This window comes from Enterobacter cloacae complex sp. GF14B, from assembly GCF_004136805.1.
GTDB lineage: Bacteria > Pseudomonadota > Gammaproteobacteria > Enterobacterales > Enterobacteriaceae > Enterobacter > Enterobacter hormaechei_C.
Map to the genome: position 1 here is coordinate 1 of NZ_QFRV01000059.1, position 14,195 is coordinate 14,195.

At 52.3% G+C, this 14,195-nt stretch carries 12 protein-coding genes, 1 tRNA gene and 2 rRNA genes; 4 read left to right on the forward strand and 11 right to left on the reverse strand.

Annotation, left to right across the window (positions count from 1 at the left end; all coding sequences use genetic code 11):
* The first annotated feature begins 3 nt into the window (after positions 1-3).
* The 3 genes from rrf (DD606_RS17555) to rrf (DD606_RS17565) all read left to right on the forward strand — a co-directional run bounded on the left by rrf (DD606_RS17555) (position 4) and on the right by rrf (DD606_RS17565) (position 368).
* A 5S ribosomal RNA gene (gene rrf, locus DD606_RS17555) occupies positions 4-119 on the forward strand.
* A 14-nt stretch (positions 120-133) separates the two neighbouring features.
* A tRNA-Thr gene (locus DD606_RS17560) sits at positions 134-209 on the forward strand.
* Positions 210-252: 43 nt separating this feature from the next.
* Positions 253-368: ribosomal RNA gene (gene rrf / locus DD606_RS17565) — 5S ribosomal RNA — on the forward strand.
* 340 nt (positions 369-708) lie between these two features.
* Here the strand turns inward: rrf (DD606_RS17565) and DD606_RS17570 are convergent.
* The 3 genes from DD606_RS17570 to DD606_RS17580 form a co-directional block, all read right to left on the reverse strand.
* Positions 709-930: a lipoprotein gene (locus DD606_RS17570; RefSeq protein WP_003860364.1), complete on the reverse strand. Its 222-nt coding sequence runs from the start codon at positions 928-930 to the stop codon at positions 709-711.
* Between the two features lie 248 nt (positions 931-1,178).
* Positions 1,179-4,292: an efflux RND transporter permease subunit gene (locus DD606_RS17575; RefSeq protein WP_023314926.1), complete on the reverse strand. Its 3,114-nt coding sequence runs from the start codon at positions 4,290-4,292 to the stop codon at positions 1,179-1,181.
* 11 nt (positions 4,293-4,303) lie between these two features.
* On the reverse strand, positions 4,304-5,443 hold the full coding sequence (locus DD606_RS17580; RefSeq protein WP_023323808.1) for an efflux RND transporter periplasmic adaptor subunit: 1,140 nt from the start codon (positions 5,441-5,443) through the stop codon (positions 4,304-4,306).
* A 398-nt stretch (positions 5,444-5,841) separates the two neighbouring features.
* Between DD606_RS17580 and envR the strand changes: the two genes are divergently transcribed.
* Entirely contained in the window at positions 5,842-6,489 is a 648-nt protein-coding gene (gene envR / locus DD606_RS17585; protein ID WP_023314924.1) for an acrEF/envCD operon transcriptional regulator, read from the forward strand.
* Here the strand turns inward: envR and DD606_RS17590 are convergent.
* From DD606_RS17590 to DD606_RS17625, 8 genes are all read right to left on the reverse strand, one after another.
* Positions 6,484-8,568, reverse strand: a complete 2,085-nt coding sequence (locus tag DD606_RS17590) for a bifunctional diguanylate cyclase/phosphodiesterase (RefSeq protein ID WP_003860371.1) — start codon at positions 8,566-8,568, stop codon at positions 6,484-6,486. The two genes, envR and DD606_RS17590, sit on opposite strands and share 6 nt — an antisense overlap.
* A gap of 140 nt (positions 8,569-8,708) precedes the next feature.
* Entirely contained in the window at positions 8,709-8,873 is a 165-nt protein-coding gene (locus DD606_RS17595; protein ID WP_003860373.1) for a DUF2556 family protein, read from the reverse strand.
* Positions 8,874-9,051: 178 nt separating this feature from the next.
* A complete protein-coding gene (fis, locus tag DD606_RS17600) occupies positions 9,052-9,348 on the reverse strand; it encodes a DNA-binding transcriptional regulator Fis (RefSeq protein ID WP_000462905.1) in 297 nt (98 codons plus the stop codon).
* Between the two features lie 23 nt (positions 9,349-9,371).
* Complete coding sequence (gene dusB / locus DD606_RS17605) at positions 9,372-10,337, reverse strand: tRNA dihydrouridine synthase DusB (RefSeq protein ID WP_022651936.1); 966 nt, start codon at positions 10,335-10,337, stop codon at positions 9,372-9,374.
* A gap of 329 nt (positions 10,338-10,666) precedes the next feature.
* The gene (locus DD606_RS17610) at positions 10,667-11,407 is read right to left on the reverse strand and encodes a carbonic anhydrase (RefSeq protein ID WP_003860379.1); all 741 of its coding nucleotides are present in this window, start codon (positions 11,405-11,407) and stop codon (positions 10,667-10,669) included.
* Between the two features lie 137 nt (positions 11,408-11,544).
* On the reverse strand, positions 11,545-12,426 hold the full coding sequence (gene prmA, locus DD606_RS17615) for a 50S ribosomal protein L11 methyltransferase (RefSeq protein WP_017382703.1): 882 nt from the start codon (positions 12,424-12,426) through the stop codon (positions 11,545-11,547).
* A gap of 11 nt (positions 12,427-12,437) precedes the next feature.
* Entirely contained in the window at positions 12,438-13,889 is a 1,452-nt protein-coding gene (panF, locus tag DD606_RS17620) for a sodium/pantothenate symporter (RefSeq protein WP_023323805.1), read from the reverse strand.
* Positions 13,879-14,121: a YhdT family protein gene (locus tag DD606_RS17625; protein WP_003860385.1), complete on the reverse strand. Its 243-nt coding sequence runs from the start codon at positions 14,119-14,121 to the stop codon at positions 13,879-13,881. Before DD606_RS17625 ends, panF begins: the two co-directional genes overlap by 11 nt.
* Between the last annotated feature and the right edge of the window lie 74 nt (positions 14,122-14,195).

Consider the following 14,195-nt stretch of genomic DNA (forward strand, 5'->3'; position numbering starts at 1 on the left):
TTGCCTGGCGGCTTTAGCGCGGTGGTCCCACCTGACCCCATGCCGAACTCAGAAGTGAAACGCCGTAGCGCCGATGGTAGTGTGGGGTCTCCCCATGTGAGAGTAGGGAACTGCCAGGCATCAAATTTAGCGTGCTGATATGGCTCAGTTGGTAGAGCGCACCCTTGGTAAGGGTGAGGTCCCCAGTTCGACTCTGGGTATCAGCACCACTTTATACTTAGGTTAAAGTTCGGCAAGAAGTAAAAGAATTTGCCTGGCGGCTTTAGCGCGGTGGTCCCACCTGACCCCATGCCGAACTCAGAAGTGAAACGCCGTAGCGCCGATGGTAGTGTGGGGTCTCCCCATGTGAGAGTAGGGAACTGCCAGACATCAAACAAGTAGAAAGGCCATCCGAAAGGATGGCCTTTTTGCGTTATATCTCCAGCTAAACCAATTCCCTCATTCGATGTTCTCACTGGTGCCGTTAATACCCTACGGACGTAGCGCTTTACCGTACTGAAACTGTAGTTGTGAAATGCATTCTGCTGGCTCGCAGTAGTGTTAAATGAATTAAATGTTATGCCAAATGCTGTACAGGTAAGGGATATAGCGAGGAGTAAGGTAGCGTATTGAATTTAATTAATATCTGATGTTATTTGCGATGGGGAATATACGTTTCTTATATCAGGAAAAAATAAAAGCGCGGCCATCGCCGCGCTTTTAGAAGCCTTATTTAGTGAGGGCGACAATACCGAGTGTCAGGCCAGCGATTGCCGCGGCGCCACCAGCAATCGCACCTGCTGTTTCCCAGTTATCCTGGGTAGTGCCCTTCATACAGGTATTGGTGTGAACCAGTCGCCCCTGATCGTCGTATACCGGTACACATGGAGAATCGTGCGCGCAACCAGCAAGCAGCGCAGCGAGAAGTGCAACGGAAAGGAATCTTTTCATGATGTTACCTCAATATGATCGCCTATTCGCTAAAGAGCCGATGCGGCAATTAACGAATCGATGATTATTTTACCACCGCACTAATACCATGCAGCACGTGGAATAATCTCAATTTGTGTGGATTGTAAAAATTATGAAGAAAAAAGCGCGGGCAGTAATTATTAATGGAGGAAATGTGAAGAGGGAATGTGTTTTTACATCGTTTTCAGGAAATAAAAAAGGCACCAGAGGTGCCTTTATGATTTTCATTAATCCTTGTGCTTTGTAAATCGTCTCCGGACAACCACAAAGAAAACAGGAACAAAGAATATGGCCAACAGGGTGGCTGAGAGCATCCCGCCCATCACGCCCGTCCCGACCGCATTTTGTGCACCACTACCTGCACCGCTGCTGATGACCAGAGGCATAACACCAAGGATGAATGCCAGGGAAGTCATCAGGATAGGACGCAGACGCATACGCGAGGCTTCAAGCGTGGCTTCGATAATCCCTTTGCCTTCTTTATCCATGAGATCTTTGGCGAACTCAACGATCAGTATGGCGTTCTTGGCTGATAAACCAATTGTTGTAAGCAGACCAACCTGGAAGTAAACGTCATTGTTCAGCCCTCGCATTGATGCAGCCAGAAGCGCACCGATCACCCCCAGAGGCACAACCAGCATGACCGAGAATGGAATTGACCAGCTTTCATAGAGAGCCGCCAGACACAGGAACACCACAATAAGTGAAATGGCGTACAGCGCCGGAGCCTGATTCCCGGAAAGTCGTTCCTGATAAGACATCCCCGTCCAGTCGTAGCCGATGCCGGACGGCAGTTTTGACGCAAGGTTTTCCATCAGCGCCATTGCCTCACCGGTACTTTTGCCTGGTGCAGACTCACCGAGGATCTCCATTGATGGCATCCCATTGTAACGTTCCAGACGCGGTGAACCGTACACCCAGTGAGAGCTGCTAAAGGCAGAGAAAGGCACCATTTCGCCGTTAGCGCTACGCACATACAGGCCGTTAATGTCTCCGGGTAGCATACGGAAGCGAGCATCAGCCTGGACATAAACTTTTTTCACCCGTCCGTGATCGATAAAGTCGTTCACATAGGTGCCACCCAGGGCTGTTGAAATAGTCTGATTGACGTCAGACACGCTCACACCCAGCGCCTGTGCCTTCTCCTGATCGACGTCCAGCTTGAACTGTGGCGTATCTTCCAGTCCGTTAGGACGCACGCGGACCAGTAAGTCAGGATGTTCTCTCACCATGCCCAGCAGCTGGTTACGCGCCTGCGTTAACTGCGTATGTCCCAGGTTTGCCTGGTCTATCAGTTCAAAGTCAAAGCCTGTTGCGGTACCCAGTTCAATAATGGCAGGCAGGTTAAACGGAAATACAAGGCCGTCTTTGATCTGGCTGAACGCTTTCGTCGCGCGGCTGACAATCGCCTCAACGCCGTTTTCCTTGCCCGGACGCTCTTCCCATGGCTTCAGGCTGACGAAAGCGATACCGGAGTTCTGACCCTGTCCGCTAAAACTAAACCCGTTTACGGTAAAGACCGATTCAACGTTCGCTTTCTCTTTTGTCAGGTAATAATCCTGAACCTGATCGAGTACCTGCTGGGTACGCATCTGCGTCGCCCCTGCCGGCAACTGAACCATCGTCATAAACACACCCTGATCCTCTTCCGGCAGGAAGGAGGAAGGCAGGCGCAGGAACAGAACTGCCATGCCGCCGACGATGATGACGTAAACCAGCAGATAGCGGCCGGTCTTACGTAAAATGCCGCTCACGCTGTTGCTGTAGTGCTCCACACTCTTATCAAAGAGCGCGTTAAACCAGCCGAAGAAACCACCTTTCTTTTCATGATGTTCGCTGGAAACCGGTTTGAGCAGCGTTGCACAAAGAGCAGGCGTTAATATCAACGCCACCAGTACCGACAAGGCCATCGCGGAGACAATGGTCAGCGAGAACTGGCGATAGATAGCCCCGGTTGAACCACCAAAGAATGCCATCGGAATAAATACCGCCGAAAGCACCATGGCAATGCCCACCAGAGCGCCCTGGATTTGCTCCATTGACTTCTGCGTCGCCTCTTTTGGCGGCAGCTTGTCCTCAACCATGACGCGTTCTACGTTCTCGACTACCACGATGGCGTCATCGACGAGAAGACCTATCGCCAATACCATCCCGAACATCGTCAGGGTGTTAATGGAGAACCCGAACGCAGCCAGTACCGCAAAGGTGCCCAGTAACACCACGGGAACGGCGATAGTGGGAATAAGCGTTGCCCGCAGGTTTTGCAGGAACAGGTACATCACCAGGAACACGAGAACAATCGCTTCAAACAGCGTCTTCACCACTTCATGGATGGAGATCTTCACGAAAGGTGTGGTGTCGTACGGATACACGACTTTCAGACCCTGAGGGAAGAAGGGCTGCAACTGCGCCAGTTTACTCTTGATGGCGGCAGCGGTATCCAGCGCGTTTGCGCCAGTCGCCAGCTTGATCCCCAGCCCCGTTGCTGCTTGGCCATTGATTTTGGTGACCATGTTGTAGTTTTCGCCACCCAGCTCAATGCGTGCCACATCTTTCAGGTGGACCATTGAACCGTCCTGGTTCACCTTCAGCGTCACACGACCAAACTCCTCCGGCGATTTCAAGCGTGTTTGAGCAATAATTGAGGCGTTCAGTTGCTGCCCTGGTACGGACGGCGTTCCTCCCAACTGGCCCGCAGCAATCTGGTCGTTCTGTGTTTTCAGCTGGTTAATGATATCCAGCGGCGTGAGCTGATATTTGTTCATCGCGTTGCTGTCCAGCCAGATGCGCATTGCATACTGGGCACCGAACAGTTGCACGTCACCGACGCCGGAAGTACGGCTGATCGCATCTTTTACGTTAGAAGCGACATAGTCGGAGATATCATCCTGCGTGAGATTTTTATTGTCCGACACAAAGCCTGCAACCAGCAGGAAGCTGCTGCTGGATTTCTCCACGCCAATCCCCTGCTGCTGCACTTCTTGCGGCAGCAGCGGCATGGCGAGCTGGAGTTTGTTCTGAACCTGCACCTGCGCGATATCAGGATCCGTACCCGACTCGAACGTCAGCGTAATGGTGACGTTACCGGCGGAATCACTGGTGGACGACATGTACATCAAATTATCGATACCGTTCATGTTCTGTTCGATAACCTGAGTTACGGTGTCCTGTACCGTCTGGGCATCAGCGCCAGGGTAGGTTGCTGTCACCGCCACCGCTGGCGGCGCAATGGTCGGATATTGCGCCACCGGCAGTTTTAAAATGGCCAGCCCGCCCGCAATCATCAGAATGATGGCGAGTACCCAGGCGAAAACAGGCCGTTGAATAAAGAAATTAGCCATGTCGTTATTCCTTAACTGGCTGGAGTCGCGGCGGTATCAGGAATAGCCACGACGGTAACGCCAGGGCGAACTTTTTGCAGGCCGCTGATAATGACGCGGTCGCCGTTTTTCAGGCCTTCCGTGATCAGCCAGCGATCGCCAATCGCCTGCGGTGCAACGACAGTGCGCGATTCCACCTGGTTTTTATCGTTTACCACAAGCACAGTGGCATCCCCGCGCGGTGTACGGGTTACCCCCTGCTGGGGAACAAGAATGGCATCAGGCTGTGTACCTTCGTCAATGCGTGCACGGACAAACATACCCGGTAACAGCATGTGCTGAGGGTTAGGGAAGAGGGCGCGAAGGGTGATTGAGCCGGTACTTTCATCTACCGTGACATCAGAGAACTGGAGCGTTCCTTTCAGTGGATAAGGCTGGCCATTTTCCATCAGCAACTCGACGCTGCTGGTGTCTCCCTTTTGCAGGCTCGTCTGCTGCTTCAGACGCATAAAATCGCTGCTGGATTGCGTCACATCGACATAAATGGGATCGAGCTGCTGAACCGTCGCCAGTGCAGTCGACTGACCATTAGTAACCAACGCCCCTTCGGTGACGCTGGATTTACCTATACGCCCGTTGATTGGGGATGTGACTTTGGTATAAGCCAGGTTGATCCGCGCGCTTTCAACGCCAGCCTTCGCGGCAACGACGCTCGCATCCGCCTGCTGGGCGGTTGCCACCGCCTGATCGTACTCCTGCTTGCTCACATATTGCGTACCGACCAGCGGAACGTAACGTTTCACCGTCAGATGAGCGATATTGGCCGCCGCCTGTGCTTTTACCAGTTCACCTTTCGCATTGTCGTAGGCTGCCTGATACGTGGCCGGATCGATCTGATAAAGGGATTCACCCGCTTTGACGTCGCTGCCTTCGGTAAAATTACGGTGCAGAATGATACCACTTACCTGGGGACGAACCTCCGCAACACGATACGCGTCAGTTCTGCCAGGCAATTCTGTCGTTACGGCCAGTGGCGCGCTTTTAACAATATGAACACTGACCTGAGGAGCTTGCGCATGCTGCTGTGGGTTTTCTTGCCCATCGCACCCGGTAAGCAGCGCGGCACAGACAATGAAACCGGATAAGGGTAAGCATCTGAAGTGATTCGTCATTACTGTTCCTTAAACTACCCCTGAACCGATATTTGTCATGAATCGGTGAAAGGGTGTGAGGCAAAAAAAGAAATGTAGCTGCGTATAATAATGAGGGTATTTAATGTTTTTTAATTTATAAGTGCTGATGGAGCTTTTAAAAAGTAAAAATCGGAATCTGACCCAGTGCATTCGACACTCTATTTCTGTCAGGATAATCAACGAAATGCTTTTTGGTGAAAGCTATACATATGTTTTATGTATTTAATATATTCAATTTATTCACGAGGTTTATAAATTAAACGAATTGACTTTTTTTGTGCAAAACTAACACGGATTTTGGTTAATACTTTGTCTGACACGACCACGGCAATATCCTTTGATAACGTATCAATCTTGTAAGTAACGAGTAGCAGGTAATGGCGCGCAAAAAGAAAGAAGAGGCTCAAAAGACCCGCCAGCAGCTGATTGAAGCCGCTATCAGGCTATTCGCGACGCGTGGTGTGGCCAGCACCACGCTTACCGACATTGCCGATGCAGCTCAACTCACTCGCGGGGCGGTTTACTGGCATTTCTCGAGTAAAGCGGAAATATTTAACGCAATATGGGAACAGCAATTGCCGCTGCGTGAAATCATTCGTGACAGGCTAATGCTTTCCGAAAATGACGACCCTTTGTTAATGCTTCGTGAACAATTTATTGTTGCGCTGCAATATATTGCGAGCGAACCCCGACAGTATGCGCTTTTACAAATTCTGTATCATAAGTGTGAATTTCATGACGATGTGATTTCAGAATGTGAAATACGCAAGCGGATCGGTTTAAACGATGATTATCTTCGCAAGACGCTTAAGCGATGCATTGCTCATAACATTATCTCTTCGCAAACTAATATTGAACTGGCGCTGATTGTTTTCCATGCCTTTTTTAGCGGAGTCATTAAAAACTGGTTAATGGATAACACCAGTTTTAATCTGTACAAACAAGCGCCGGCGCTGGTGGATAATATTCTGGCGACACTAAATATCACCCGAGTGGCGCCAGTGGTTTACGATACAGCCTTATGACTGCGCCCGGGGTGGCGACATCTCCCCGTGCTGGCACTGTTCCATAATAGCTTGCGCGGTAATTGGTTTGCCCAGCAGATAACCCTGTAGCGTATTGCATCCCAGTTCTGTCAGGAAGGTCTGCTGCGCTGCGGTTTCGACCCCTTCCGCCACGACCTTCAGATTCAGCGTTTTTGCCAGGGCGACAATCGCCGAGACAATTGTCGCATCTTCGCTCTCTCCACTTAACTCTTTCACAAAAGCGCGATCGATTTTCAACTCGCAGGCGGGAAGCCGCTTAAGATAGAGAAGGCTTGAGTAACCTGTACCAAAATCGTCTATTGAGGCTTTTACTCCCGCATCCGTCAGCGCTGTCAGGACGCGTACGCTTTCGTCCGGATTGCTCATTGCCGTGGTTTCAGTCACCTCCAGAATCAACATGCCGGGCGGCACGCTATGGCGCGTCAGACAATCGAGAACCGTTTTAACCAGCGACGGCTGTTCGAACTGCAACGTAGAAAGATTCACCGCCATTGACCAGTCCGTGTGGCCCTGAAGATGCCATTCACGCAGCTGGCGGCAGGCCTCGTCGATTACCCAGTTTCCAATCGGAATAATCAGCCCTGTTTTCTCTGCCAGCGGTAGAAACAGGTCGGGGGAGAGTAATCCCTGTTTGGGATGCTGCCAGCGTAACAGCGCTTCGAACCCGATGACCGGCCCGGCAGGGGCGTGGAATTTAGGTTGATAAAGCAGGCGTAACTCATCACGGTCGATGGCCTGCCACAGATCATTCATCAGCTGTAGATGCGTCTGCGCCAGCGTATTCATTGACGGCTGGAAGAAGTGATAGCCGTTGCGACCCATATGTTTCGTGTGGTACATCGCAGCATCAGCGTTAAACATTAGTTCACGATCGGTTTTGCCATCGTGTGGATAGAGCGCAATGCCAATGCTCAGGGTGACCATCAGTTCGTAAGGATCGAGATGGAACGGGCTATCAATGACGCGCACCAGTGAATTTGCCAGTGAGGCAGCATCATCCGGGGTGGCGGTTTCGGCCAGCAGCACGAATTCATCCCCACCGATACGCGCCAGCGTGTACTGACCTTTCAACTGCAACAGCAAACGCTGAGTCACCGCTACCAGAAGCTTGTCACCGACATCATGACCATAGGCATCGTTGACGGTTTTAAAGCCGTCGAGATCCATAAACATCAGCGCGAAAGGGCTTCCTTCGCGATCGGCCTTGCTGATGGCCTGATCGAGGCGATCCTCAAGCAGAATACGATTGGGTAATCGCGTCAGCGTATCATGCAACGCCAGCTGTGCGAGTTCACGATTAGCTTCTGCCAGTGATGAGGCCAGCAGCGAGGTACGAGCCTGAAGGCGGGCATCGAACATCGACACCAGCAGCGTAATCCCCAGAATAGCGAGCGCGACCACGCTAACCAATATCGCCAGCCAGCTCCCGTTAATGCCATGATGGTGGACCATCGTCGACATCGGAAATTGTGCTGCTTCCATGCCAGCGTAATGCATGCCAGCGATAGCGATGCCCATGGTGATCGCCGCCCCCAGCCGCATCAACGCCATTCGTGCGGCTTCCTGACGTAAACGGAACGTCAGCCAAAGAGCGGCCAGTGAAGCGGCAAGGGCTATGACCACAGAGATAGCCACCCACGTTTTATCCCAGACAATACCCGGTGTGACCTCCAGGGCAGCCATACCGGTGTAGTGCATGGCAACAATGCCCGTTCCCATCACGACGGCGCCAGGCAGCAGCCGGCGCAAACGTAGCTGCTCGCCGCTAACGAGCCACAGGGCAAACATTGACGAGCTAATGGCGATAACCATCGAAAGCACGGTCAGGGCCGCGTTGTAACTCATGCTCATGGAAAGATCCATCGCCAGCATACCGATGAAATGCATCGCCCACACGCCAATCCCCATCGAAACACCGCCACCTGCCAGCCAGACGCGTGCAGCGACGCCCTGGCTTCCAGCAACGCGCGCAGCCATATTCAGTGCGGTATAGGCGGCAAGAATGGCAACAACAAAGGAGATGACTACGAGGATTTGGTTGTATTGGCTAACCAGCATGGTCTGTTCACTCGTGTGAGACGTTAAGCAAGAGCGGTTGGAAAGGGGACAGACATTATCATCGTCAGGAAATGACGAAAAGTGATTTAAGCCCCTGTTTTTATTGGGTGTTAACAGGGTTTTATACAGGATGGAAGCGGTTAGTCCAGCTCTGAGCAGTTGACCAGTTTAAGCGGGTTCACGGAATTCATATTGCGACATTTATCGGTTTCAGTGCTCATCAGTTCAATCCACTGCATCAGCAGCGCATCGAAAATGAAAACAGAGACAGCAAAAACGACCAGCCACCAGTATTTACGAATCATGTGTCATTCCGCGAAAAGAGAGCCTGTAAGTTGGTGGAAATATACACGAAAAGCGGGCGTTGAAAAGTGGGGAAAGGGAAGGTTTACAAAGCGTTGACGGTTGCTCGCCCGAACGATAAAAAAGGCGCTTCCCCATGCCGAAGAGCGCCTTTTTAAACAAGCAGTTAGCTAATCGAAATTAGTTCATGCCGTATTTTTTCAGTTTCTTACGCAGGGTACCACGGTTGATGCCCATCATCAGGGCAGCGCGGGTTTGATTACCACGGGTGTATTGCATCACCATGTCCAACAGTGGCTGTTCAACTTCAGCCAGTACCAGCTCATACAGGTCATTAACATCCTGACCGTTCAGTTGAGCAAAATAGTTCTTCAGTGCCTGTTTAACCGAGTCACGCAGGGGCTTTTGAGTCACCTGATCCTGAGAGTTAACGGTAGAAACGGTCAGTACGTCAGAATTTACGCGTTGTTCGAACATAGTTCTGTCAGCTCTTTATTTCATTACGCAAGATTTTCGAAGTATGCCTCCAACGCCTCCAGCTGTTCGCTGGCATCCTCAATGGCGTTGAATGTGCGCCGAAACTGGTCATTTGGAGCGTGCTCCTGGAGATACCAGGAGACGTGTTTACGCGCAATTCGGTACCCTTTTGCCTGGCCGTAGTGGTCATGCAATTCCCGAACATGCGAACAAAGCAAGCGCTTGACCTCTGCCAGAGGCAGCGGGGCAAGCAGCTCCCCAGTGTCCAGATAATGCTGGATTTCCCGAAAGATCCAGGGTCTTCCCTGAGCGGCACGTCCTATCATCAGAGCATCAGCTCCCGTATAGTCGAGCACAGCTCTGGCTTTAAGCGGGTCAGTAATGTCGCCATTCGCGATAACCGGAATGGAAACTTTCTGCTTAACTGCCCGAATGCTGTCGTATTCAGCTTCACCGTTGAACAAACAGGCGCGAGTGCGTCCATGAATGGTCAGGGCCTGAATGCCACAGTCTTCGGCCAGTTGGGCAATCTCTACGCAGTTACGGTGTTCCGGCGACCAACCCGTGCGAATCTTCAACGTAACAGGAACGTCCACTGCGCTGACAACCGCCGTCAGGATTGACTTCACCTGGTCGGGGTATTGCAGAAGGGCTGAACCTGCAAGCTTGCGATTCACCTTTTTGGCCGGGCAACCCATATTGATATCAATAATCTGGGCGCCACTTTCCACGTTAATACGCGCGGCATCTGCCATTTCTTCAGGCACGCTTCCGGCAATTTGCACGGTGCGGATACCTGGTTCATCCACGTGCACCATCCGAAGGCGGGACTTGTCGCTTTCCCAAACCTGCGGGTTAGACGACATCATCTCGGAAACGGTTAATCCTGCTCCCATCTCGTAGCACAGCGTCCTGAACGGCCGGTCGGTAATACCTGCCATTGGGGCTGCGATCAGGCGATTTCTGAGCTGGTGGTGTCCGATGCGCATGAGTTAAGAAATGACCATACTGTGACTGCAAGGCGGCGTATATTACGCATTTTTTGCACGAGATGAAAGGCCAAACTTTGAACAATCCTCTGTTGTAGATCAAGGAATCGCCAGTCATTCTTTTGGGATAAGATTATTCGCTATTTAAATCATTGTGTTATGAATAAATGAACATTTTGTGGGCGCTTACAATTTCCCGTAACTTCTCATCATTTCTGAATAAATGGATCAATTGTTCGGGATAATCTGCTGCTATAAGCAGCAGATTATGGCGCTTCTTTGCGATCTGCGTCGCATTTCAGCACAGGATATCAACGTAAAAAATCGACTTATTCAACAACCAGACGGCCATGAAGCGGCTGAACCGGGCGGCTGTTTTCGTGGTGCAGAGTGTGAGTAAATTTTTGCAGCTGTTCAGCAGAGACGGTCAGCGGATGCTTGAGGACCAGCCACGTTACCCCTTCTGAACACGGTGGGGTGGTCAGAGAGCCGCTAAAACGCCAGTAAGTTTTATCCGCGGGCAGTAATTTATTCATATCAAGGGTTGGCTTAATCGTGACGTTCTGGTCAACCTGTCCCGGCATCACGCCCCAGAGTTTATCCAGTTCAGTGTTTGCAGCGCCCTGATCGAACATAACGGCAACGACCGTCAGTTCGCCGTCAGCGTTTTTATGGACCAGATGCATTTCCATTGCGTATTTTTTACCGTGCACCGTGTTTTCGGATGGTGCATGGAAATGGAACTGCTGTAACGTCCAGCGCTGTTTATCAAGCGTGATGCTGTCGCGTGTATCGGCATTTTCACTCGCCTGGATAGTATGGCCGTTATTTGTCAGAATGACCGGGCCGTCGATATAGTGCGTTTCCAGCGGAGAGATGTGGGCTTTGACCGTGTTATCTATGTTGACCGGCGACTGATACATTCCGCTTTTACACGTCTTGTACGCCTCGTCCAGTTCGCCCCAGTGTTCCGGTGCGCCTTCTCCTTGATAGCTCCAGTGTGATGCGTAAGCCGTAGCCGAAATCATGCTCAGCGCCAGCAGCGCTGCCTTGCCTGAAATGTGTTTCATCATATTCTTCCTGTGAATTTTATTATCCAAATCAATAATTAACATTGTGATTTGTGTGGTTATTTTATCGAAGAAAGGAAGAAGGCGGGAGAAAAAACCGAAGGGAAAAGGCGTGGTCAGACGACCACGCCAAACGCTTATTTTTTACGACCGGTGATGCGACACCACTCTTCTTTCTCGACCACCGGGTCGAGCGCAAAGAGATCGGCGTAGGCTTCACAGACGCTGTCTGCCTGGCTGGCAAGGATACCGGACAGGCCCAGCAGACCGCCTTCAACCGGCAGCACGCTGATTAACGGCGCCAGCTCGCGTAATGGGCCAGCCAGGATATTCGCGACCACCACATCGGCTTTCATCGCCTCTGGCTGTGCATCGGGCAGATACAGTTCAAGGCGATCGGAAACGCCATTACGCTCGGCGTTATCACGGCTGGCCTGAATCGCCTGCGGATCGATGTCGATCCCGATGGCTTTTGCCGCGCCCAGTTTCAGTGCTGCGATAGCAAGGATCCCGGATCCGCAACCGAAGTCGATCACGGTTTTGCCTTCCAGATCCAGGCCATCCAGCCATTGCAGGCACAGGGAGGTTGTCGGGTGGGTACCGGTGCCGAACGCCAGACCCGGATCCAGCATCACGTTGACGGCGTTTTCATCGGGCACTTCACGCCAGCTTGGGCAGATCCACAGACGCTGACCAAACTGCATCGGATGGAAGTTGTCCATCCACTCGCGTTCCCAGTCTTTGTCTTCCAGCTGTTCAATTTTATGCGCGAAACCCGCGCCCAGCAGCGGATGGTTTTCCAGAATCGCCACGACCTCTTTCATATCGGTTTCTGCATCGAACAGGCCGATAACGTCCGTATCACCCCACAGGCGCGTTTCGCCTGGCAGCGGCTCAAAGACCGGCGTGTCATGCGTGTCCTGGAAGGTGATAGAGACCGAACCGGCCTCCATCAGCGCATCACTCAGTTCTTCGGCGTTCGCGCCGGTTGTGTTCAGTTTTAATTGGATCCACGGCATGGCAAAACTCTTTATTTGTCAGTAGAAATCAGGGCAGTTTGTGGCACCGGTCGACCAAAACGGTTTCCCACCACAAACGCCAGTAAACTTAACAGTAACGAAGGCACGATCGGATGGAAGCCCAGATACTGAATTTTAAACGTAGCGAGAACGGCATACAGGACGCCCCCGACAATCATGCCGCTTAATGCACCCGCGGCATTCGCGCGTTCCCAGTACAGCCCCAGCACCAGCGGCCACAGGAAAACGGCCTCCAGCCCGCCAAAGGCGAGCAGGTTTAGCCAGATGATCATCTCCGGTGGACGCCACGCGGCCAGCAGCAGTAACGCCCCCAGCACCAGGGTAATCACCGCCGACATACGCTTGAGGCGTCGCTCATTTTCGACCTGTTCAGGGCGCAAATTCAGATAGAGATCTTTAATGATCGTAGCGGAACTTTGCAGCAACTGAGCGTTGATGGTCGACATAATGGCCGCCATGGGTGCGGCGAGGAAAATCCCGGCGGCAAACGGCGGAAGCACTTTCACCATCAGGGTCGGAATGACCAGATCCGGTACGGTAAGGTCAGGGATCACCGCGCGGCCCAGCGCGCCCGCCAGGTGCATACCAAACATCAGGATCGCCACCACAATTGTCCCGATAATGATCCCGCGGTGCACCGCTTTGCTGTCTTTATATGAGATGCAGCGCACGGCAGTATGCGGCAGGCCAATCACGCCAAAGCACACCAGCACCCAGAACGAGGTCATAAAGGTTGGAGAGAGGATATCATCCGCCCCCTGCGGCGAGACCAGTTTCGGATCGATCGCTTCCAGGGTTTCAACCGCATGGCTCAGGCCCCCTGCGGCATGCACGATACCCACCAGCAGAACGAGGGTGCCAATGAGCATCACCATCCCCTGCATCGTGTCGTTGAGTACGCTGGCGCGGAACCCGCCAAACGCGGTATACAGCGCGATACTCACACCGAAAATGACCAGGCCCGTCTCATAGGGGATACCGGCTGCCGTCTCCAGCAGACGTGCGCCGCCGATAAACTGCACCGTCATTGCGCCAATAAACGCCACCAGCAGACTCAGGCTTGCCAGCCATACCAGCAAGCGACTCTGATAGCGGGCAAACAGCATATCGTTCAGCGTTACGGCATTGTAGCGACGGGCCAGAATGGCAAACTTTTTACCCAGTATGCCCAGAGAGAGCCAGATGGCAGGCAGCTGGATCATGGCCAGCAGTACCCAGCCCAGCCCGTACTTATAAGCGGCGCCCGGGCCACCGATAAACGAGCTGGCGCTGATGTAAGTAGCGGTCAGCGTCATGGCCAGCACGACGCCACCCATTGAGCGGCTCCCGAGGAAATACTCGTTCAGAAAGGTGCCGGTCGAACGTTTACGCATCGCATAAACCGACAGGCCAAACACCAGGAACAGGTAAGCGATAAGGGGCAGAATGACTTCAAGCTGCATCATCGTCCTCCAGTGAAATATCGCGATAGATGAATTTCACCATCGCCCAGCACAGCAGGATAAACACCAGCGGCAGCAGCAGGCAGGCCATTTCAAACCAGTGCGGGAGGCCGGTAATGCCAATCGCCGAATCAGGTAAGTAAGCAGTTACTAACCATGCGGCGAGATAGAGAAGGGTCAGCCACAGCGCCCAGCGCGCTTCTTTATGGGCCTGAACAAAACGTTTGTCCATTTTTTGTCCCTTGTGGATGAAGAAAGCGGGGATTGTACATGATGGGGCTTAGCGATCCCCAGAAATAAAAAAGG

Bases quoted from the DNA above. Each gene is read 5' to 3' on its own strand.
- DD606_RS17570 (WP_003860364.1), bottom strand. From the start codon at position 930: ATGAAAAGATTCCTTTCCGTTGCACTTCTCGCTGCGCTGCTTGCTGGT.
- DD606_RS17575 (WP_023314926.1), bottom strand. From the start codon at position 4,292: ATGGCTAATTTCTTTATTCAACGGCCTGTTTTCGCCTGGGTACTCGCC.
- DD606_RS17580 (WP_023323808.1), bottom strand. From the start codon at position 5,443: ATGACGAATCACTTCAGATGCTTACCCTTATCCGGTTTCATTGTCTGT.
- envR (WP_023314924.1), top strand. From the start codon at position 5,842: ATGGCGCGCAAAAAGAAAGAAGAGGCTCAAAAGACCCGCCAGCAGCTG.
- DD606_RS17590 (WP_003860371.1), bottom strand. From the start codon at position 8,568: ATGCTGGTTAGCCAATACAACCAAATCCTCGTAGTCATCTCCTTTGTT.
- DD606_RS17595 (WP_003860373.1), bottom strand. From the start codon at position 8,873: ATGATTCGTAAATACTGGTGGCTGGTCGTTTTTGCTGTCTCTGTTTTC.
- fis (WP_000462905.1), bottom strand. From the start codon at position 9,348: ATGTTCGAACAACGCGTAAATTCTGACGTACTGACCGTTTCTACCGTT.
- dusB (WP_022651936.1), bottom strand. From the start codon at position 10,337: ATGCGCATCGGACACCACCAGCTCAGAAATCGCCTGATCGCAGCCCCA.
- DD606_RS17610 (WP_003860379.1), bottom strand. From the start codon at position 11,407: ATGAAACACATTTCAGGCAAGGCAGCGCTGCTGGCGCTGAGCATGATT.
- prmA (WP_017382703.1), bottom strand. From the start codon at position 12,426: ATGCCGTGGATCCAATTAAAACTGAACACAACCGGCGCGAACGCCGAA.
- panF (WP_023323805.1), bottom strand. From the start codon at position 13,889: ATGCAGCTTGAAGTCATTCTGCCCCTTATCGCTTACCTGTTCCTGGTG.
- DD606_RS17625 (WP_003860385.1), bottom strand. From the start codon at position 14,121: ATGGACAAACGTTTTGTTCAGGCCCATAAAGAAGCGCGCTGGGCGCTG.